17 protein-coding genes are annotated in these 19,994 nt (G+C 65.9%); 7 read left to right on the top strand and 10 right to left on the bottom strand.

The window, feature by feature from the left end; translation table 11 throughout:
- Positions 1 to 229 precede the first annotated feature (229 nt).
- Entirely contained in the window at positions 230 to 1,876 is a 1,647-nt protein-coding gene (locus BMX07_RS13865; protein WP_090618516.1) for a BCCT family transporter, read from the top strand.
- A 310-nt stretch (positions 1,877 to 2,186) separates the two neighbouring features.
- Here the strand turns inward: BMX07_RS13865 and BMX07_RS23825 are convergent, their stop codons facing one another.
- Entirely contained in the window at positions 2,187 to 2,999 is an 813-nt protein-coding gene (locus BMX07_RS23825) for a hypothetical protein (protein WP_139210900.1), read from the bottom strand.
- A 314-nt stretch (positions 3,000 to 3,313) separates the two neighbouring features.
- Between BMX07_RS23825 and BMX07_RS13860 the strand changes: the two genes are divergently transcribed.
- Positions 3,314 to 4,675, top strand: coding sequence for an aminotransferase class III-fold pyridoxal phosphate-dependent enzyme (locus BMX07_RS13860; RefSeq protein ID WP_090618515.1), 1,362 nt, complete (start codon positions 3,314 to 3,316; stop codon positions 4,673 to 4,675).
- A 56-nt stretch (positions 4,676 to 4,731) separates the two neighbouring features.
- Here BMX07_RS13860 and BMX07_RS13855 read toward each other — a convergent pair whose 3' ends face one another.
- The 3 genes from BMX07_RS13855 to BMX07_RS13845 all read right to left on the bottom strand — a co-directional run bounded on the left by BMX07_RS13855 (position 4,732) and on the right by BMX07_RS13845 (position 7,724).
- Entirely contained in the window at positions 4,732 to 5,013 is a 282-nt protein-coding gene (locus tag BMX07_RS13855) for a hypothetical protein (RefSeq protein WP_090618514.1), read from the bottom strand.
- Positions 5,014 to 5,100: 87 nt separating this feature from the next.
- Positions 5,101 to 6,399, bottom strand: a complete 1,299-nt coding sequence (gene ilvA / locus BMX07_RS13850; protein ID WP_090618513.1) for a threonine ammonia-lyase — start codon at positions 6,397 to 6,399, stop codon at positions 5,101 to 5,103.
- Positions 6,396 to 7,724: an amidohydrolase gene (locus tag BMX07_RS13845; RefSeq protein ID WP_090618512.1), complete on the bottom strand. Its 1,329-nt coding sequence runs from the start codon at positions 7,722 to 7,724 to the stop codon at positions 6,396 to 6,398. The genes ilvA and BMX07_RS13845 overlap by 4 nt, the downstream gene beginning before the upstream one ends.
- A 127-nt stretch (positions 7,725 to 7,851) precedes the next feature.
- On the opposite strand from BMX07_RS13845, the gene BMX07_RS13840 reads away from it, so the two are divergent.
- Complete coding sequence (locus tag BMX07_RS13840; RefSeq protein ID WP_090618511.1) at positions 7,852 to 8,841, top strand: NAD(P)-dependent oxidoreductase; 990 nt, start codon at positions 7,852 to 7,854, stop codon at positions 8,839 to 8,841.
- 6 nt (positions 8,842 to 8,847) lie between these two features.
- A complete protein-coding gene (locus BMX07_RS13835) occupies positions 8,848 to 12,051 on the top strand; it encodes an FAD-binding and (Fe-S)-binding domain-containing protein (RefSeq protein WP_090618510.1) in 3,204 nt (1,067 codons plus the stop codon).
- 13 nt (positions 12,052 to 12,064) lie between these two features.
- Here the strand turns inward: BMX07_RS13835 and BMX07_RS13830 are convergent, their stop codons facing one another.
- The 3 genes from BMX07_RS13830 to BMX07_RS13820 all read right to left on the bottom strand — a co-directional run bounded on the left by BMX07_RS13830 (position 12,065) and on the right by BMX07_RS13820 (position 15,378).
- The gene (locus BMX07_RS13830; protein WP_090618509.1) at positions 12,065 to 12,733 is read right to left on the bottom strand and encodes a DUF502 domain-containing protein; all 669 of its coding nucleotides are present in this window, start codon (positions 12,731 to 12,733) and stop codon (positions 12,065 to 12,067) included.
- 113 nt (positions 12,734 to 12,846) lie between these two features.
- On the bottom strand, positions 12,847 to 14,133 hold the full coding sequence (gene gdhB / locus BMX07_RS13825; protein WP_090618508.1) for a glutamate dehydrogenase GdhB: 1,287 nt from the start codon (positions 14,131 to 14,133) through the stop codon (positions 12,847 to 12,849).
- 63 nt (positions 14,134 to 14,196) lie between these two features.
- Positions 14,197 to 15,378: a M24 family metallopeptidase gene (locus BMX07_RS13820; protein ID WP_090618507.1), complete on the bottom strand. Its 1,182-nt coding sequence runs from the start codon at positions 15,376 to 15,378 to the stop codon at positions 14,197 to 14,199.
- Positions 15,379 to 15,585: 207 nt separating this feature from the next.
- Between BMX07_RS13820 and BMX07_RS13815 the strand changes: the two genes are divergently transcribed.
- Entirely contained in the window at positions 15,586 to 16,131 is a 546-nt protein-coding gene (locus BMX07_RS13815) for a CDP-2,3-bis-(O-geranylgeranyl)-sn-glycerol synthase (RefSeq protein ID WP_090618506.1), read from the top strand.
- A gap of 53 nt (positions 16,132 to 16,184) precedes the next feature.
- Here the strand turns inward: BMX07_RS13815 and BMX07_RS13810 are convergent, their stop codons facing one another.
- On the bottom strand, positions 16,185 to 17,144 hold the full coding sequence (locus tag BMX07_RS13810) for an alpha/beta hydrolase (RefSeq protein ID WP_175480155.1): 960 nt from the start codon (positions 17,142 to 17,144) through the stop codon (positions 16,185 to 16,187).
- A gap of 184 nt (positions 17,145 to 17,328) precedes the next feature.
- Between BMX07_RS13810 and pyrE the strand changes: the two genes are divergently transcribed.
- Together pyrE and BMX07_RS13800 are read left to right on the top strand one after the other, a co-directional pair.
- Positions 17,329 to 17,856, top strand: a complete 528-nt coding sequence (pyrE, locus tag BMX07_RS13805; protein WP_090618505.1) for an orotate phosphoribosyltransferase — start codon at positions 17,329 to 17,331, stop codon at positions 17,854 to 17,856.
- 42 nt (positions 17,857 to 17,898) lie between these two features.
- Positions 17,899 to 18,399 carry an NUDIX domain-containing protein gene (locus BMX07_RS13800; protein WP_090618504.1) on the top strand — a complete coding sequence of 167 codons (501 nt, stop codon included), beginning with the start codon at positions 17,899 to 17,901 and terminating at the stop codon, positions 18,397 to 18,399.
- Positions 18,400 to 18,403: 4 nt separating this feature from the next.
- On the opposite strand, the gene BMX07_RS13795 is transcribed toward BMX07_RS13800, so the two are convergent.
- Entirely contained in the window at positions 18,404 to 19,045 is a 642-nt protein-coding gene (locus tag BMX07_RS13795; protein WP_090618503.1) for a class II aldolase/adducin family protein, read from the bottom strand.
- Entirely contained in the window at positions 19,042 to 19,752 is a 711-nt protein-coding gene (locus tag BMX07_RS13790) for an HAD family hydrolase (protein WP_090618502.1), read from the bottom strand. The genes BMX07_RS13795 and BMX07_RS13790 overlap by 4 nt, the downstream gene beginning before the upstream one ends.
- Positions 19,753 to 19,994: the final 242 nt, after the last annotated feature.

The raw sequence follows: 19,994 nt of genomic DNA, 5'->3' as shown, positions 1-19,994 counted from the left end.
TTCTAGTCTAATTCCGCATTTCATCCATATACATGTGAAAATATAGCCGTCTAACTCCGTATACGGCCAAACAAACAATAAACACAATCCGTGGATAAATCCGCAAAGTGAGAAACACTTATTGTATACGCCGTCAATGCTCACGGTATGCCATCACGCAGCATGGCGAACGGTAGGTGGAGAGACGGCCGATCAGTACGCTGTCGTCCGATCTCGGGGGTGAGACGGCATGAGTGACGCCGAGAAGGGAGCGGTCGACACGTTCCTCGAGGAGATCGATCCGATCGTCTTCGCGTTCGGGGCGTTACTGACCGTCGGGGTGATCGGGACGTTCTTCGTCAACGAAACACTCGTCACCGAGACGATCGGGACCGTCTACGACTGGGTGGTCACGTACCTGAACTGGGCGCTACTAGTGATCGTGTTCTTGATCGTCCTCTTCCTGCTGTTTCTGATCGTCGGGCCGTGGGGCAAGATCAAGATGGGGGACTCGGACCCCGAGTACAGCTTCCTGTCGTACTTCGCGATGTTGTACTCTGCCGGGTTCGCGGCCGGTGTCGTGTTCTGGGGTCCGACGGAGGCACTGTTCTACTACGACAACCCCTCGCCGCTGTTTGGGGTCGAGGGCGGTACGAGCGAGGCGATCCCGATCGCGATCCAACAGACGTTGTTCCACTGGGCACTCCCCCAGCTGGCCGTGTTCACGATCATGGGACTCGCAATCGCCTACTTCGCGTACAATTACGAGGGCGTCCCACTCCGGGTCTCCTCCGCGCTGACGCCGATCCTCGGCAAAGAGAACCTCGACGGCCCGGCCGCGAAAGTCGTCGACATCCTCGCTGTCTTCGCGACGATCGGCGGCGTGGCCACCTCGCTCGGTTTCATCGGCAGCCAGTTCATCGCCGGGCTCAACTACCAGTGGGGGATCGATCTGGGGAACATCGGCATCCTCCTCGTGGTGACCACGATGACACTCCTGTTTACGATCTCCATGGTGCTGGGCGTCGACAGGGGCATCCGCCGGCTGTCGAACTTCAACATGATCCTGTTCGTCGTGCTCATGCTCGCGACGTTCATCCTAGGTCCGACACTGTTCCTGCTTCTGCTCGGTTCCCAGGCCCTCGGCGGCATGATCGCCGACTTCACGTCCATGAGCCTCTACACCGGGACGGGAACCGACGGCGGGACGAGTTGGATGAACTCGTGGACCGTCTTCTACTGGGCGTGGGCGCTCTCGTGGTCCCCGTTCGCCGGACTGTTCATCGCTCGCATCTCCAAGGGACGGACCGTCCGCGAAGTCGCGTTCACGGGGATCGGTGCGACCTCGGCCGCGACCATCCCGTGGTTCACGTTTGTCGGTGGTACCGCACTGCGGTACCACCACACCGAAACGGCAGACTTCTCGACCGTAATCGAACCACCTATCGCCCCGGAGATTTCAGGCTTCATCCTCTTTGAGGCGTTCCCGCTGGGAACCGTGTTCATGATTGCCTTTATGATTCTGGTAACAACGTTCTTCATCACCTCGGCTGACTCGTCAACGCTCGCCGTCTCGATGATGACGACCGGTGGGAAGGCGAGTCCCTCAACTATTAACCGAGTCTTCTGGGGGGTCGTCCTCGGTATGACCGCTGCGATCCTCATGATCATCGGTGGTAGCGACGGAGCGGGTGCACTCCAGAACGCGGTCATCATCACCGGTGCACCCTTCGCTTTCGTCTGCTTCGCCGCGATGCTCTCACTGATCAAGGACTTCGGCTCGAACCACGGTCGGGTGTTACTGCAGGACGAAACCGTCCTCATCGGCTCGAGCCGAAAAACCGAGGCGGAGTCACCGTCCGGGCCTCGCGGTCCCGTTGAGTCCGACGACGACTGATCCGCAAGACGTTCCATCTCTCTGATCAATAACCAATCCCTGCCCGCTACTACCGGCCGCTGACTCGTCTCGGCGAACCAGTCGCACTTTACGATCCGGACTGTGGTTGTTACTTTTGGCCTCTCCTCGCCAATATACCGTGATTTTAATATAAAATAATAGAGTACGGCAGAGCCCGACGTAGACATGGTCGGAAATCCGAATATGAGATACCGAGGCGACTATCGCTAGTCATCAGTATGATGAAGGACAATAAATATTGCTTATGGATAAGAGGCAAAATAGCTGAATATGTACAAAAATCGCCGTATTAGTTTGAGAAGTCGATGGCAAATGTTTCGCTGCAGCTCAAGGTATTCTTTTCACCATGACAATACCATCCTGGACAGGGTGCATTGTAATTGAAAGTCCCAGACACCTCGACGCGTACTGTACACTTCGGGTAGTCGACATTCGAATAAACTGGATTGTTGACATTGAATTTTAACCAGCCAGTGTTCGAACCACTCTCATGACTTTCCGCGTCTACAACCTGACCAAAGTTATATGTTATTTCTTTTTCTTGTCTATCAATGGACTGTTGATCACCATCTACTGAAAATGAGACGCCGAAGCCGACACCCATGTAACCAACACTAACACCAAAAGCATCCACAAAGCCTTCCTCTTGGGGTGCATCCTCCATTGAAGCGTAAGGATCCAGGAACCGCCATTGGTCATTATAACTCAAGTAATCTTTAATTGTGACTTTGACTTCTAAATCATCAATCTTTTTTATTCCGACGGCATCAGTAACATGAGTAGCCCAATTCACAAATACAGGGGCAGGTGGGTTTGTATAGGGGGAAGCAGTTACTGCCGAACCTATTGCGAGCTCCGCTTCAGCAGCCTCTGCCTTTTCCATCGTGTGTGAAGTATATTCACCCTCACTTGTAGTGTCAATTATTGGGACCCCTCCCCCACCCCCAGGCATCCTAGATGTAGGTGAAACTGAATCGTCCGAGGGCGACGTATCTGTGGCTGAAACTGAATTTGTTATTGACCCTATACTTGTTAAGACAGTTGAGGCAAAAACACTTTTCTGTAATATGCTTCGTCGGCTTACCGTATTCTTATATTCCATGGGATCAAATAACATGGGAAACCATATATAGATTACCATTTAGTATATTTCGTAAAAATAATAAATTAGTTAAAATAATAGGGAGGGTACCCCCAATAAGACATAGACCATTGCCGTTTTATACCGATCAACTATCGCACCCGGTTCCGGCGGGCTCGTCGAAACCGACGATTGAACAACTGTCACAACTCGGCTTTTGCGGCTTGCATCGATTTCGCCCTTCGTCGATTTCCGATCGAATCGGCAGTCGCGACGGCAGATTTCCTACGTACCCCATACCAAGATTTAATGTACGTCGTATACATAATCTGTGTATGGATAGAGACACTGCGAAACCCGACGCGGACGCGCTTCCGGGTCCGAACGCGCAGCAGTGGGTCGACTTCCACCAGGAGTACTCCGCGCCCAGCGAGTACTCTCACGACTTCGTCTGGGACGTGACGCGGGAGGCCGACGGGCCGTTCGTCACCGACGTCGACGGAAACGTCCTCCTCGACTTCACCTGCCACATCGGTGCCGCGCCGCTCGGCTACAACAACGAGAAGATCCTCGAGAAGGTCCGCGAGTTCGACCTCGTCGAACCGATGAAGATCGCGGGCCAGGACATGTACTTCGGCTCCGGTCCGTCCCCCGACGAGGCCGACTTCCCCGGCTCGAGTCACCTCATGGAGAAACTGACCGAGGTCTCGAGCCAGTACGGGATGGACACCGTCTTCCTCTCGAACTCCGGCGCGGAGGCGATGGAGAACGCGATGAAGATCACCCACGACTACCGCGCGCCGGCCAAGTACGGCGTCGCCTTCGCGGGCAGCTTCCACGGCCGCACCCTCGGCACCCTGTCGCTGACGAAGTCCAAGGACGTCTACACGCACCACTACCCCGAGATCGGCGGGATCGAGACGGTCCCCTTCTGTGCGGATCGGGGTTGTGACGCCGACAGCTGCGACTGCGGCTTCTTCGCGGGCGGCGGCTCGCAGCTTCGGAACATGCTCGCGCCCGAGGGCGGGTACGTCGACCCCGACGAAATTGCCTTCCTCACGCTCGAGCCGATCCAGGGCGTCGGCGGCTACCGCTTCCCCAGCCAGGCGTTCATGCAGGAGGTGGCGGACGTCACCGACGCTTACGACATCCCGCTGGTCGTCGACGAGATCCAGTCCGGGATCGGCCGCACCGGCGAGATCTGGGCCTCGGACCACTACCCGATCGAACCCGACGTCATCGCCAGCGCGAAGGCCCTCCGCGTCGGCGCGACCGTCTCCCGCTCGGATGTCTTCCCCAGCGAAAAGAATCGCTTGGGCTCGACCTTCGGCGGCGGCGACCTGCTGGGTTCGATGATGGGCGCGTTCACCCTCGAGGCGATTCAGGAACACGATCTGCTCGACAACGCCACCCGGCGCGGCGAGCAGGCCAAAGAGATCCTCCGCGACGACACGCCGGCGTCCGTCGAGGACGTCCGTGGCACGGGCCTGATGCTCGCCGTCGAGTTCGATACGGCGGCGCGTCGGAGCGCGGTCGTTCAGGCCGCCCTCGAGCGCGGCCTGCTCACCCTCGGCTGCGGCAAGAAGACCATCCGGCTGCTCCCGCCGCTGGACTCGAGCGAACGCGAGATCGAACTGGGAATCTCCATCTTCCTCGAGGCGATCGAGGCCGCCGAGCCGAGCGCGAAAGTGGCCTGACGGGCACGGTCAGGCTCTCGGCTTCCCGGTCGACCGCATCCGCGAACGATTCTCCGTTAGCTCGCGAGGGACAGCATTCCCGCGAGGAATACGAGCACTGCCCCCGCTACGGAGACCCAGAACGTCACGGGCCCCAGCTCGACGCGATCGGTGTTCGACGTGAGAACGTAGTACCCGTTGCCGAGGAGCATCCCGATACCGCCGACGATCATCAGGGCCGCACTAATGGAGCCGACCGCCCCGTCGGGATCGCTAGGCTGGATCGTCGAGACCCCGATCATCGTGAAGCCACCGCCGACGACCATCTGTGAGACGTGATAGACGAGCGCTCGATCCACGCGCTGACTTGTTTCGTCACCGCAGAAAACATTTCGTTGAGAGGTCCCCTCGGTCATCGACGGGGGAGCCGGAACTGCGACCAGTGGCTACTCGAGCGAACGGTCGACGATCGAAACGCCGTCCCGTTCGGCAAGCGCCTCGAGCACTCCCTCGAGGTGCTCGGGACCGCTCCCTTCGAGGCCGATCGTCACGGGCGTCCGGTTCGGATCGTCGACCGAGGTCCGACGAGCGCGCTCGAGGGCGTCCAGTTCGGCACCCTCGGCTTCGACGGTTTCGACCACCTCGCGAACCGCCGTCGGCCACCCCTCGAGCGCGAGTCGCGCTTCGGCGTAGCGTTCGAGTTCGTGTAACCCGGTCCGGACGAGCTCGGCGTGCTCGGTGAGGTTCACGTTCCCGCCGGAGACGACGACGGCGACGTGCTCGCCCTCGAGCGCCAGCTCGTCCGAGAGCGCGGCCGCGAGCGGCGCGGCCCCGGCGCTCTCGGCGACCGTTTTCGCGCGCTCGGCCAGCAGGGTGACCGCGGCGGCGATCTCCCGATCGCTCACGCTGACCACGTCGTCGACGACCTCGCGGGCGATCGTGAAGGTGGTCTCGAGCATGCGCGTGTCCGCGATCCCCTCCGCGACGGTGTCGACGTCCGGGAGCTCGCGGATCTCGCCCGCCTCGAGCGACGGTTTCGCGTGAGCGGCTCCGTCCGGCTGCACTCCGATCACGCGGGTGTCCGGGTCGCGGGCCTTCAGCACCGTCCCGATCCCGGAAATCAGGCCGCCGCCACCGATCGAGACGAGGACGGTGTCGATCTCGGGGTACTGCTCGAGCAACTCGAGGCCGATCGTTCCCTGGCCCGCGACGATGGCCTCGTCGTCGAAGGGATGGACGAACGTCTCGCCGGTCTCGGCGGCCCGCTCTACGGCGTACTCGTAGGATCGCTCGTAGATGTCGCCCTCGACGACCACCTCGGCACCGTAGCCGCGGGTGGCCTCGATCTTCGCGGCCGGCGTCACCTCCGGCACCGCGATCGTCGTGTCGATATCGAGCAGGTCGCCGGCCAGCGCCACGCCCTGCGCGTGGTTGCCCGCGCTCGAGGAAACGACGCCCGCCGCTCGCTCCGCGGAGGAAAGCTGTGCCAGCGTGTTGTACGCGCCGCGGATCTTGAACGAGCCCGTCCGCTGGACGTTCTCGAGTTTGAGCCCGACCGAGGCCGCGCCGCTCATCTCGGCGAACGTTCGCGAGGTGTCCAGCGGCGTCCGGTGGACGACGTCGGCGACGCGCTCCCGTGCAGCCTCGACGTCCGCGAGGTCGACGAGCGGGTCGTCCGCTCCGCCGGTCCCGTTGGTCCGGGCTCCGTCGTTCGCCTCGCGTCCCTCGCCGCTCCCCTCGCTCATTCGTCGGCCTCCGCGTACTCGGCGTCCGCCGTCTCCGCGACCTCCGGGACCGGATGCCGGCCCTCGAGTTCCCGGATCGTCCCGACCAGCACGTCGACGCCGTGTTCCAGGCTGCGCTCGTCGACGTCGAACGTCGGCGTGTGGTGACTGGTCGGGTGGTCGGTGCCGACGATCGCGTACGTCGCCAAGCCGCCGTCGTTCTGGACGCGCTCCATCAGGAAAGTCGCGTCCTCGCTCGCGCCGAAGTCGGCGGCCGGCAGGACGCGCTCGACGCCGTCGACGCCGTTTGCGACCTCGCTGACCAGCGCCTGGAGTTCGGGGTCGCTGTCGGCGCGGGGCGACTCGCTCACCACGTCGACCTCGGCCCGGCAGCCGTGCATCGTCGCCGCGGATTTCATCGTCCGCTCGAGGCGGCGTTTCGCGTACTCCATCAGTTCGGTCGTCTCGCCGCGGGCCTCGGCCGCCATGTGAGCGCGCTCGGCGATAACGTTGCTCGCGGTCCCCGCCTCGGCCGTGCCGACGTTCACACGGGTCATCCCGTCGCTGTGCCGCGGGATGCCGTAGGTGTTCACGATCGCCGTCCCCATCGCGTGCATGGCGTTTGCCCCCTCGTTCGGGGCCTTCCCCGCGTGCGCGGAGGTCCCCGTGATCGTCGCGTCGATGTGGCACATCGCCAGCGGCTTCTCGATCCCGGCGACGACCTCGCCGGTCGGATGGTCGAGGCCGACGTGGACCGCCAGCAGGTAGTCCAGATCGGCCGCGAACTCGCTTCTCGCCATGGGGCAGCCGCCGCCGCCCGTCTCCTCGGCCGGCTGGAAGAAGACCACCAGCCGCCCCGAGAAGTCGCTCTCGGCGATCGCCTCGAGAACGGCCAGTCCCCACGTCATGTGCGCGTCGTGGCCGCAGGCGTGCATCGTCCCGTCGATCTCCGAGCGGAAGCCCTCGTCGACCGGATCGTGGTCCGCGTCGGTCGACTCCTCGATGAACAGCCCGTCGATGTCGACCCGGAGCCCGATCGACGGCCCTTCGCCGCGCTCGAGTACCGCCACCGCCCCGGTGTTGCCGCCGGTCATCCGCTCGAGTAGGTCTTCGTCCGCGCCGCGGTCGCGAGCGCGCTCGAGCCACGGCTCGAGGTCCGCGTCGGGGACGGCCATTCGATCGGCCGGGTCGTAGGCGTCGGGACCGACGGCGAGTTCGTCGACGCCGACCGCCCGGATCTCCTCGACGAGCCGGGCCGTGGTGTAGAATTCGCGCCACGCGGGCTCGGGGTGGCGGTGGAAGTTGCGACGAACCGTCACGAGTCGGTCCTGAATCGGCTCGCTCATGCGAGGGACTGACGTGCCCCAGCGACTTAATTATACACAATCAGTGTTTACGACGACTACACAAAAAGGATAAGGGGGGCCGTGACAATCGTACCCCAAAGCGTCACTCCGACGCGGTTACACCGATATGAGCGCACATTCAGACGCAGATCCGGACGTCGTCGTTCTTCGAGAGGGAACGGAAGGGCTGTCGATGGAGTCGTACGCCGAAACCCTGCGCGAGCGGCTGCCCGACCACACCGTGGCACTCGCGCGGACGCCGAAGGACGAACGCGAACTCGTCCCGAGGGCGCGGGTCGTGACCGGCATCACGATCGAGGAGCCTCTCCTTGAGCGCGCCGACCGGCTCGAGCTGTTCGCGTGTACGTTCGCCGGCACCGATCACGTGCCGATGGACGCGCTGGCCGACCGCGGCGTCGCCGTGACCAACGCGGGCGGGATCCACGCGCCGGGCATCGCCGAGCAGGCGATCGGCAACATGCTCGTCTTCGCGCGCCGGCTCCACGAGGGGTGGCGACGGAAGGAAAACGGCGAATGGCGGCACTTCCAGTCCCACGAGTTCACCGACAGTACCGTCACGATCGTCGGCCTCGGTTCGATCGGCCAAGCGGTCGTCCAGCGCCTCGAGGGGTTCGAGGTCGAGACGATCGGAATTCGGTACACGCCCGAGAAGGGAGGCCCGACCGACGAGGTGCTCGGGTTCGAGGACGACGATATCCACGAGGCGTTCTCCCGCAGCGAGTACGTCGTGCTCGCGTGCCCGCTCAACGACCTGACCCGTCGGCTCGTCGGCGAGGACGAACTGGCGACGCTCCCGCCGACCGCAGTCGTCGTCAACGCGGCCCGCGGGGGCATCGTCGACACCGACGCGCTCGTCTCGGCGCTACAGTCCGAGGGGATTCGCGGCGCCGCGCTCGACGTCACCGACCCCGAGCCCCTTCCCGCCGACCATCCGCTCTGGGACCTCGAGAACTGCCTCATTACCCCCCACACCGGCGGCCACACGCCGAAACACTGGGATCGGCTGGCCGACATCGTCGCCGAGAACGTCGCGGCGATCGAGACCGGCGGAGCGACGGCCCTCGAGAACGTCGTCTCCCGCCCCGACTCGAGTTGAGCATCGATGGCCACCGATAACTCGCGCTCTCCGACCGACGATTCGCGGTCGACGACCGATCACAGCGATCGGACGTCGACCCCCGACGAGACCGCCCTCGGGCCGCCGTCGGACCCGGGAGCGGGCGACCCCGCGGCCGATCCGCGAGCCGAGTACGACTACGTGGGCGGCGATATCGACCGTCCCAACCTCGTCGCGGCGCTCGACGAGCGGATCGACGGCGAGGTTCGGTTCGACGAGTACAGCCGTCGGCTCTACGCGACCGACGCGAGCGCCTACGAGGTGACGCCCGTCGGCGTCGTCCTCCCGCGCTCGACCGCGGACGTCGCCGCGGTCGTCGAGTACTGCGCCGAGAACGGGATTCCGGTCCTCCCGCGTGGCGGCGGCACCAGCCTCGCCGGCCAGGCTGTCAACGAGGCCGTCGTCCTCGATCTGACGACGCACATGAGCGACGTGGTCGGGGTCGCGCCCGACGAGCGGCGGGCGACGGTACAGGCGGGGACCGTCCTCGCCGACCTGAACGGCGAACTCGAGCCCCACGGGCTGAAGTTCGCGCCCGATCCGGCGGCCGGGAACCGCAGCACGATCGGCGGTGCGATCGGCAACAACTCCACCGGCGCGCACTCGCTGCAGTACGGCAAGACCGACGCCTACGTCGAAGCGTGCGAGGTCGTCCTCGCCGACGGCACCGTCGAGCGGTTCGGCGAGGTGACGGTCGCGGGGCTCCGCGACCGGGCGGACCCGGACGGCACCCCGCTCGAGCGAATTCACGAGGCGCTGCGCCGCGTCGTCGACGAGGAAGCCGACGCGATCCGCGATGCGTTCCCGCAGCTCAAGCGGAACGTCTCCGGCTACAACCTCGACCGGCTGGTCGCGGAGGCCTACGGCGATCCGGACGCGTTCGACGAGTCGACCGACGACCTGGTCGAGATCGACGGCAAGCCCGACCCCGACGCCGTCGTCAACCTCGCCCGCGTCTTCGCCGGCAGCGAGGGGACGCTCGGCGTCGTCACCGAAGCGACCGTCTCACTCGAGCCGATTCCGGAGACGACCGGCGTCGCCCTGTTGACCTACGAGGACCTGCTCGAGGCGATGGCCGACGTCGACGCGATCGTCCGAACCCACGACCCGGCGGCGATCGAGGCCATCGACGACGTGTTGCTCGAGCTCGCCCGCGACACCGAGGAGTTCGCCGACGTCGCGGCGACCCTCCCCGACGGCACCGAGACGGCGCTGCTCGTCGAGTTCTACGCCGACGACGAGGCCGACGCGCGGCGGAACGTCGCCGCGATGCTCGCCGATCGACTCCCCGAGTCGCAGGCCCCGGCGGCCAACGGCGGAACTGCCGTCCCCGGATCGGAGGCGGACGCCGCGACCGACCCCGTCCGCGCGTTCGACGCGCTCGAAGCCTACGCGCCCGCGGACCGGGCCGAACTCTGGAAGCTCCGCAAGAGCGCCGCGCCGATCCTCCTGTCTCGCACGTCGGACGCCAAACACATCTCGTTCATCGAGGACACGGCGGTTCCGACCGAGAACCTCGCGGACTACGTGGCCGACTTCCAGGCGGTGCTCGAGGAACAGGACACGTTCGCGAGTTTCTACGCCCACGCTGGCCCGGGCTGTATGCACATGCGGCCGCTGGTCGACACGAAGAGCCCGGCCGGACTGACCCAGTTCGAGGCGATCTCGGACGCCGTGACCGACCTCGTCGTCGAGTACGGCGGATCGGTCTCGGGCGAACACGGCGACGGCCGCGCCCGGACCCAGTGGAACCGGAAGCTCTACGGCGAGGACGTCTGGTCGCTCTTCCGCGATCTGAAGTCCGCCTTCGACCCGGACTGGCTCCTGAACCCGGGGACCGTCTGCGGCGACCACGACATGACCGAGCACCTGCGGTTCTCGCCGGAGTACGAGTTCGACGCCGGCTTCGAGCCCGCCCTCGAGTGGGACGTCGACAACGGGATGCAGGGGATGGTCGAGCTCTGTCACGGCTGCGGCGGCTGTCGGGGCGAGCAGGAGACGACGGGCGGCGTGATGTGTCCGACCTACCGCGCGGCCGAAGAGGAGAGTCTGAGTACCCGCGGCCGCGCGAACATGCTCCGGGGCGCGATGAACGGCGACCTCGACGCCGAGTCGACCGACCCCGAGTTCCTGGCCGAAGTGATGGACCTCTGTATCGGCTGCAAGGGCTGTGCGCGCGACTGCCCGAGCGAGGTCGACATGGCGAAACTCAAGGCCGAGGTCGAGCACGCGAACCACCGGGAAAACGGTGCGACCCTCCGCGATCGGCTCTTCGCCAACGTCGACCGGCTCAACGCCGTCGGCTCCGCGCTCGCGCCCCTCTCGAACTGGGCCGCGTCGCTACCCGGTGCCGGCACGATCGCCGAAAAAACGGTCGGCATCGCACGCGAGCGCGAACTCCCGACCTTCGCCGGCGAGAGCTTCGAGGACTGGTTCGAGACGCGAGGCGGTTCCCGAATCCCGCTCGAGGAGGCCTCCCGAAAGGCCCTCCTCGTCCCCGACACGTACACGAACTACAACCACCCGCGAGCGGGGAAAGCGACCGTGCAGGTGCTCGAGACGGCGGGGATCCGCGTCGAGGTCCCCGACGACGTCACGTCCACCGGCCGTCCGGCCCACTCGAAGGGGTTCCTCGACGTCTCGCGCGAGCGCGCCCGGACGAACGTCGAGGCGCTGGCACCGCGGGTCGAGGACGGCTGGGAGGTCGTCCTGGTCGAGCCCTCGGACGCGGTCATGCTCCAGTCGGACTACCTCGACTTGCTCTCGGGGCGCGACGCCGAGCGGGTCGCGGCGAACACCTCCGGCGTCATGGAGTATCTCGACCGATTCGAGTTGGCGGCCGGGCTGCCGACCGCCGCGCCCGACGAGTGCCTGACCTACCACGGTCACTGCCATCAGAAGGCGACGAAGAAAGACGGGCACGCGGCAGCCGTCCTGCGAACGGTGGGCTACGAGGTCGACGCGCTGGACTCGGGCTGTTGCGGGATGGCCGGCTCCTTCGGGTACGAGGCCGAGCACTACTCGCTGAGCCGGGCGATCGGGGACGTCCTCTTCGAGCAGGTCGACGACAGCGACGGCGAGACGGTCGTCGCGCCGGGCGCGTCCTGTCGGACGCAGCTATCGACCCACGAGGGCTGCGACGAGCCGCCGCATCCGGTCGAGAAAGTCGCCGCCGCGCTCTCGCGGTAGTCCCTGCCTGCCGTCACTCGTCGTCCGTCTCCCGATCGCCAGACGGATCGACCGGGACGGTCGGCCCCGTCTTCTGCGGATGCTTCGACTCGCCGAAACCGCCGCTCAGGACTCGAGCGAGCGTCTCTTCGACGCTCTCGTCCGTCTCGGTGACCCGATCGGCCTCGGCTTCGACGACGAACCCCGAGCTGACGTTCGGGGCCGTCGGAATGAAGAGGACGATCCGCCCGTCGCTGGTGGTGTGGCCGGTCTTGAACGCCGGCATCTGGGTTCCGTCCCAGCTCTCGACGGTGACCGATTCCTGCAGCGCCTGTTCCTCGCCGATCGTGGTTTCGGCGGCGATCTTCGACGCGTTGTAGACGACGCGGAGCCCCGGAACGCGATTTACGATTCCGTCGATGCCCCGCGCGAAGAGTTCGCCGACCGTCGTTCTGGTCAGGATGCCGATCGCGAGCGTCACGAGCAGGAAGAAGCTCAACGAGGCCGCGATCTGGAGGGCGCGGACGACGAGTTCGCGGGTCGGTTCGTGGCCGATGAACCCGCGCAGTGCCTCGGTGCCGAACGCGATCGTGGGCGTGAGCCCGGTCACGATCGCGTAGACGCGATAGACGACGTACAGCGTGACGAGTATCGGTCCGATGAGGATTAGCCCGCTCGCGAACACTCGTTTCCACGAGGCCATTATCGGAGCATACGGCTGGTGTGACATGAGCCCTTCCCTTCTCCCGATTCGACTCGTCGCGCGATCGGTCGCCGAACCGGGCCCCGGTCGTCCCGCCGCCGGTCGGGGTCCGACTACGGCCAGAGCCCGCGCGTCTCCTTCGCCTCCGCGATCCGAGACAGCGCCACCACGTAGGCCGCGTCACGCCACGTCAACCCTTCGGCGTCGACCTGCGCACGAACGTCGTCCCAGGCCTCGAGCATGTGCTCCTCGAGTTCGTCGTTGACCCGCTCGAGCGACCACTGACGGCGGTTGATGTCCTGGAGCCACTCGAAGTAGCTGACCGTCACGCCGCCCGCGTTCGCGAGGATGTCGGGGATCACGGGCACGCCGCGCTCCTCGAGGATGGTGTCGGCGGCGAACGTGGTCGGCCCGTTCGCGCCCTCGACGACGATATCGGCCGCGACGGCGTCCGCGTTGTCGGCGGTGATGACGTTGCCGACGGCGGCCGGGATCAGCACGTCGACGTCGAGTTCGAGGATCTCGTCGTTGCCGAGCATTTCGGGGGCGTCGTGCTCGAGCACCGCTTCGGGCGCTTCATCGTGAGTCGGAATCGCGTGCGTCTCGAGGCCGTCGGGGTCGTATATCGCGCCGTTGACGTCGCTGACGGCGACGACGGTCGCGCCCCAGTCCTCGAGCAAGCGGGCGGCGTTGGCCCCGACGCTGCCGAACCCCTGGACTGCGACCGTCGTGGCCGAGACCTCGCGGTCGTAGTACGTGACGGCTTCGCGCGCGGCGATCGCCGTCGAGCGGCCGGGGGCCTCCTCGCGACCGTAGGAACCGCCGATGACCGGCGGCTTGCCCGTGACGACGCCGGGAATCGTCTCGCCCTGCTGCATCGAGTAGGCGTCCATGAACCAGGCCATCGTCTGGGCGTCGGTGCCCATATCCGGCGCTGGGACGTCCTTCGTCGGCCCGACCGCGTCGCGCAGTTCCTCCGCGAACCGGCGGGTGAGCCGCTCGGTCTCGTCGGCGCTCAACGACTTGGGATCGACGGCGATGCCGCCTTTCCCGCCGCCGAAGGGGAGATCCATCACCGCGCACTTCCAGGTCATCCACATCGAGAGGCCGGTACACTCCTCCGCGCTGACCTCGGGGTGATAGCGCAGCCCCCCTTTGTAGGGGCCGCGGACGTCGTCGTGCTGCGCCCGGTACCCCGTGAAGACCTCGACGGAGCCGCCGTCGCGCTCGAGCGGCACCGACACCTGCTGGACCCGCGTCGGGTGTTTCAGGCGCTCGACGACGCCGGGGTCGACGTCGACGTGCGTCGCGGCTCGTTCTAACTGCCGGCGGGCGGTGACGAGTGCCGAATCGAGTTCGTCCTCGGACTTGCTCTCGGTTGCGGGCGATGGTGTTGTCATCGATTTGGTAGTGGTGGGGTAGTCGGGTGTATTGCGGCGGTGATATGGTCGGTGTGGGCCGCGCTACGTCGTGAACAGTTGGCGCGGGAACTCGGCGAGCGTCTCGGCACCGTCGCTGGTGACGTGGAACGTCTCGCTGATCTCCATGCCGATCTCGTCCGTCCAGATGCCGGGGATCATGTGGAACGTCATGTCCTCCTCGAGCACCGTCTCGTCGCCGGGGCGGATGCTCGCGGTGTGTTCGCCCCAGTCCGGCGGGTAGCCGAGTCCCATCGAGTAACCGATGCGGTCCTCCTTCTCGAGGCCGTATTTCGCGATGGTCCCGCGCCAGGCTTCTTCGACCGACTCGCAGGTGACGCCGGGTTCGGCGGCGTCGAGCGCGGCCTCGAGTCCCTCGACGACGATCTCGGCGGTCTCCTCGAGTTCGGCGGGCGGGTCGCCGACGAACGTCGTGCGGGCCAGCGGCGAGTGATACCGGTGGCGACAGCCGGAGAGTTCGATGATGACCGGATCGCCGTCCTCGAACTCGCGGTCCGTCCACGTCAGGTGCGGCGTGCCGGTGTGGTCGCCCGAGGGCATCAGCGGGACGATGGAGGGGTAGTCGCCGCCGTACTCCTCGGTACCGGTGATCAACTGTTCGTAGATCGCGGCCGCGGCCTCGTACTCCGGCACGCCTTCCCCGATGGCGTCGAGCCCCGCCTGCATCGCGTTCTCGGAGATCCGGGCCGCTTCGCGCATGTACTCGAGTTCCTGCTCGGATTTCTTGATGCGAACCCAGCCGACGAGCAGCGTCGCGTCCTCGAACTCGGCGTCGGGGAGATTCTCCTGGAGGCGGGTGTAGGACTTCGCTGTAAAGTAGGCGGCGTCCATCTCGAGGCCGATCCGGCCGTCGTCGACGTCCAGTTCCTCGAGGACGCCCGCGACGTAGTCCATCGGGTGCAGATCGTACGGCGAGTGGACGTGATCGTCGCTGTACGCGCGGATGCTCTCCTCGGACAGGTGTGTGGTCGCTCGCGCGCCGCCCGCGTCCATGTCGCGGCCGATCCAGACGGGTTCGTCGCGGTCGGGCGTGACGACGACCGCCTGGTGGACGTAGAACGACCAGCCGTCGTACCCCGTCAGGTAGTTCATGTTCGCGGGATCGGCCACGACGATCGCGTCGAGCGCCGCCTCGCGCAACCGGTCTTTCGCCCGCGAGACGCGCCGTTCGTACTCCGCTGCGTCGAAAATATGCTCTCGTGGCATGATAACAGGGGCTCTACGAGGAGCATCGATCAGGAGTGCTAAAAGTTTTTCGTGTATATTGGTTACAGATACTGTTTACACACTGGCGGCCAGCCGGCGACGAGCGGTACCGCCGCCTCTCGTCCCGAAGTCGGGCGACTCGAGTGCGGCCGGTTCGGTCCCGCCGAACCACCGCCGGTTAAGACGCGTCGGTTCGTCCCGGTCGATATGGCAATCATCGAGACTATCGCGATCGCGTTCTGGGCGATGTTGCCCGCTTACGTTCCCAACAACGCGGCGGTACTGGCCGGCGGCGGCCAACCGATCGACGGCGGCCGAACGTGGGGCGAGAAGCGAGTGCTGGGCGACGGGAAGACCTGGCGGGGCACGGCTGTGGGGGTCGCCGCCGGGCTCGCGCTCGCGGCCGTCCTCACCGCCCTCGAGCCGACCGTCAGCGACGCCCTCGGCTTCGCCGTCCCCGGGTTCACGCCGCTCGCCGCGCTCGGCCTCGCCGGCGGCGCGATGCTCGGCGACATCCTCGCCTCCTTTCTCAAGCGCCGCACCGGCCGCCAGCGCGGCGCGATGTTCCCCGGTCTCGACCAGCTGGACTTCGTCGTCGTCTCCCTGCCGCTGGTCGGACTGCTCGACTTCGAGTGGTTCCGCGAGTGGTTCTCGCTCGAGGTGATCCTCGTCGTCGTCGTCCTCACGCCGATCCTCCACGTGACGACGAATATGATCGCGTACAAGCTCGGACTGAAAAACGAGCCGTGGTAGCCGAACGCCTGTTTCCTACTCCGTCGAGAGCGCGTCCACTGTGACCGGCTCGCTCACTCGAGGGCCGCTTCGAGATCCGATACCGCGTCAGCATGGGCCTCGTGGGCCCGGTCCAGATCGACCGGATCGGAAATCATGCCGAAGAAGCCGTGGATCACGTCGTCGTAGTGGTGGTGTTCGACGGGGACGCCGTCGTCCTCGAGTCGCTCGACCAGGTTCGCGCCGTCGTCGCGAAGCGGGTCGAAGCCGGCGGTGACGACCGTCGCCGGCGGCAGGTCCGAGAGGTCGTGTGCGAGCTGGGGCGTCGCGTAGACGTTCCCCTGATCCATCTCGCGCTCGAAGCGGTGGTCGCGGAACCACGCCATGTCGTCGTTCGTGAGCATGTACCCCTCGCCGTTCTCCTCGTAGGCGTCGGTCTCGGTCACCTTCCCCGTGCTGGGGTAGATCAGCAGCTGATACGCGATCTCGGGACCGCCGTGGTCCCGAACGAACAGCGACAGCCCCGTCGCGAGGTTGCCGCCGGCGCTGTCGCCCGCGACGACGAGTTTGCCCGGATCGGCGTTCAGTTCGTCGGCAGCGTCGGCGACCCACTCGAGGGCCGCGTAACAGTCCCGGAGTCCCCCGGGGAAGGGGTGTTCGGGTGCGAGCCCGTAGTCGACGCTGACGACGGGGTAGCCCGAGTCGGCGGCGAGTTTTCGGCAGGTACCGTCGTGCGTGTCGATACTGCCGATGACCCAGCCGCCGCCGTGGATGTACAGGAGTAGCGGCCGATCCTCACCCTCGGTGCCCGGATCGTAGATCCGAATCGGCAGGTCGCCGTGGGGCCCGTCGATCGTTCGGTCCTCGACGGACTCGAGTTCGATGTCCGGCTCCTCGGTGACTTGCATCTCGTCGAACATCCGACGGGCCTCCTCGGGCGAGACCTCGTCGAACGACGGCGTGTCGAGGGACTCGTAGAGCTCGAGGAACGCCTGCACGTCCGGGTGCGGTTCCGCCGCGCTGTCCGGTGTCATTGTAGAATACACTACCACGCGGAGACAAAAAACTACCTGCGGCGGAGTCGCGGCCGGTGGTCGGGTCCGGCACTCGACCGGGGCAGCGACCCGGTCGCCCGCCCGCCCGATCCGCAGTCCGTCTCGCTCGCGTCGGCGGGCCGTTCCACACCGCTTATTTCGGTTCGGTGCGCCCTGTGGGACGATGACGAATCAGGACCTCATCGACGCCCTTCGTGCGGCCGACGCCGTCCAGTTCGGCGAGTTCGAACTCTCGCATGGCGGGACGAGCGAGTACTACGTCGACAAGTACCTCTTCGAGACCGATCCCGGCTGCCTCGAGCTGATCGCCGAGGCGTTCGCCGACCGCGTCGACCCGGACGACAAACTCGGCGGCGTCGCGCTGGGCGGCGTGCCGCTGGCCGCCGCGACGAGCGTCGCGGCGGGCGTCCCCTACGTCATCGCGCGCAAACAGCGCAAGGAGTACGGCACCGGAAACCTGATCGAGGGTCGACTCGCCGAGGGCGAGGCCGTCGTCGTCGTCGAGGACATCGTGACGACGGGGACGAGCCTCGTCGAGGCGGTCGAGGCGCTCCGGGACGCGGGCGCGACGGTCGAGCGCGCGCTGGTCGTCGTCGACCGCGAGGAGGGCGGCCGCGAGACCGTCGAAGACGCCGGCGTCGAGATGGAGTCGCTGGTCACCGCGAGCGAGCTGTTGGCCGACCGGGACTGAGCGGCTGCTCGATCGTCGCCGGAGCGAACGAAAGACCGAAAAATGGACCTCGATATCGGAGCCGACGTCGCCCGAGAACACCAGCAGATCCGACTCTCCGACTCGAAATTGGCGTCGTTCCGGGAGTGGGCGGTCGAGGGCACCGGGCTGACCGCTGCAGTTCGCGTGACCGATCCCGACGGACGGGTCGCACTCGTCAAAAACGGTTGGTCACGCGGGTGGATTCCGCCCGGAGGAGGGGTCGAGCCCGGCGAGGAGCCGATCCACGCTGCCCGCCGAGAGGTGCGCGAAGAGACCGGGCTGCGCGTGACGGTCGACGACACGCTGGTCGTCGTCGACCAGACGTACGTCTCCGACCGCGACGACGCGGTGCGGTTTTCGGCGCACTACGTGCTGTTTTCGGGTCGGGCTGACGGTACCATTCCCGACGCGGACCGGTTGGGCGTGACTCCCGACGAAATCACAGCAGCGCGCTGGTTCGAGACACTTCCCGAACGCCTTCACGACGGAGATCTCCTTCGGCCGTACCTGAAACGCGTCTAGAGACTCACTGCCCGTAGGACTCGAACTGCTCGAGGACCGTCTCGAGTTGCGCGTCCGAGAGCGTCCGCGGCTCGAGTCCGGCCGCGCGGGTCTCGAGGTACAACCGAGCGAGGCTCTCGACGTGGTGGGTGTTCTCGAGGGCGGTTTCGACGTCCGGTGCGGTGACGACGAGACCGTGGTTCTCGACGAACGTCGCCGTCGCGTCGGCCTCGTCCATCGCGCGAACGATGTGCTCGGCCAGCTCGTCGGTCCCGTACGGTGCGTACTCGGCGACGGGGACGCGCTTGCCCACCGCCACGATCATGTAGTGGATCGGCGGCAGCGGCTCGTGTGCGACGGCCATCGCGGTCGCCCACGGTGAGTGGGTGTGGACGATCGCGCCGACGTCTTCGCGCCGATAGATCGCGGCGTGCATCGGGACCTCGCTGCTCGGGGCCATATCGCCGTCGCGCCGGTCGCCCTCGACGCCGACGACCGGGACGTCTTCGACGTCGAAACTGTCGTAGGGGACGCCGGTCGGCGTGACCGCGAAGGCGTCGCCGGCCGCGCCGTCGCGAACGCTCAGGTTCCCCGTCCGGCCGGGCGTCAGCGCAGCGAGCGCCGGCGCGTGCTCGACCACCGCTCGCCGCTGGGACTCGAGGATCACAGTACCACCTCCTGGAGGTCCGCAAACGCATCTATTCTGTGGTCCGGACGGCGATGCCCCTCGAGTGCCTCGTCGTCGCTATCGCCGTCGGCGTCGAACAGCACGGTCTCCAGCCCGACGGCGTTCGCGCCCGCGACGTCCGCCTCGACGTCGTCGCCCACCATCACCGCCTCCGACGGCCGTCGATCGAGTCGCGACAGGGGCACCGTGAACATGACCGACCCCGGTTTCTCCCGGCCGGTCTCCTCGGAGGTGAGAAGCAGGTCGATGACGGGCTCGAGTTCCAGGGCGGCGAGTTTCTCGAGTTGGATGCGCGTCGTGAGATTCGTCACGACGGCGACGTCGATCCCGTTTCCGCGCAGCGTCTCGAGGGTTCCCTCGACGCCGGGATAGAGCGCTATCTCGTCGATGTACGCCTCCCAGTAGGCGTCGCCGAGCGCCAGCGCGTCCGCCGGTTTCGGACGCCCGACGCGGCGCTCGAGGGCGCGTTTGAAGTAGAGGAAGCGCTCGTGAGAGGCCGCCGTGCCGGGAGTCTCGCGCTTGGTCGCACGACGTCCCGCCTGATAGAACGCCTCGAACGACTCGCGATCGAAGTCGTAGCCGAGTTCCAGTGCGGTCTCTCGAGCGGCGTCCTTTCCCGCCTCGTTACACGGCGAGTAGGGATAGAACGTGTCGTCGAAGTCGAAGAGGACGGCGTTGATGCTCATACCGGCCTATCGACCCGGCGCGAAAAACGAGTACCGGTCCGAGCGGTCCGTCGAGAGCACACGACACGACGACGGCTGTGAGGCGAGCGCGCCGATCGGCCAGTTCTGACGCGCCGACACACCATCAGAAGGCTTTTATCCCGCTCGAGATAATTCGAATCCACGATGGTAGGTGTCCGCTTTACAGGGGCTTTCGCCCGCTTCTAATCCACACCTACCGCTCGCTGTGTCGACGCCACCGC

The organism is Natrinema salaciae, assembly GCF_900110865.1.
GTDB lineage: Archaea > Halobacteriota > Halobacteria > Halobacteriales > Natrialbaceae > Natrinema > Natrinema salaciae.
This window is presented reverse-complemented; position numbering and strand designations above follow the sequence as displayed.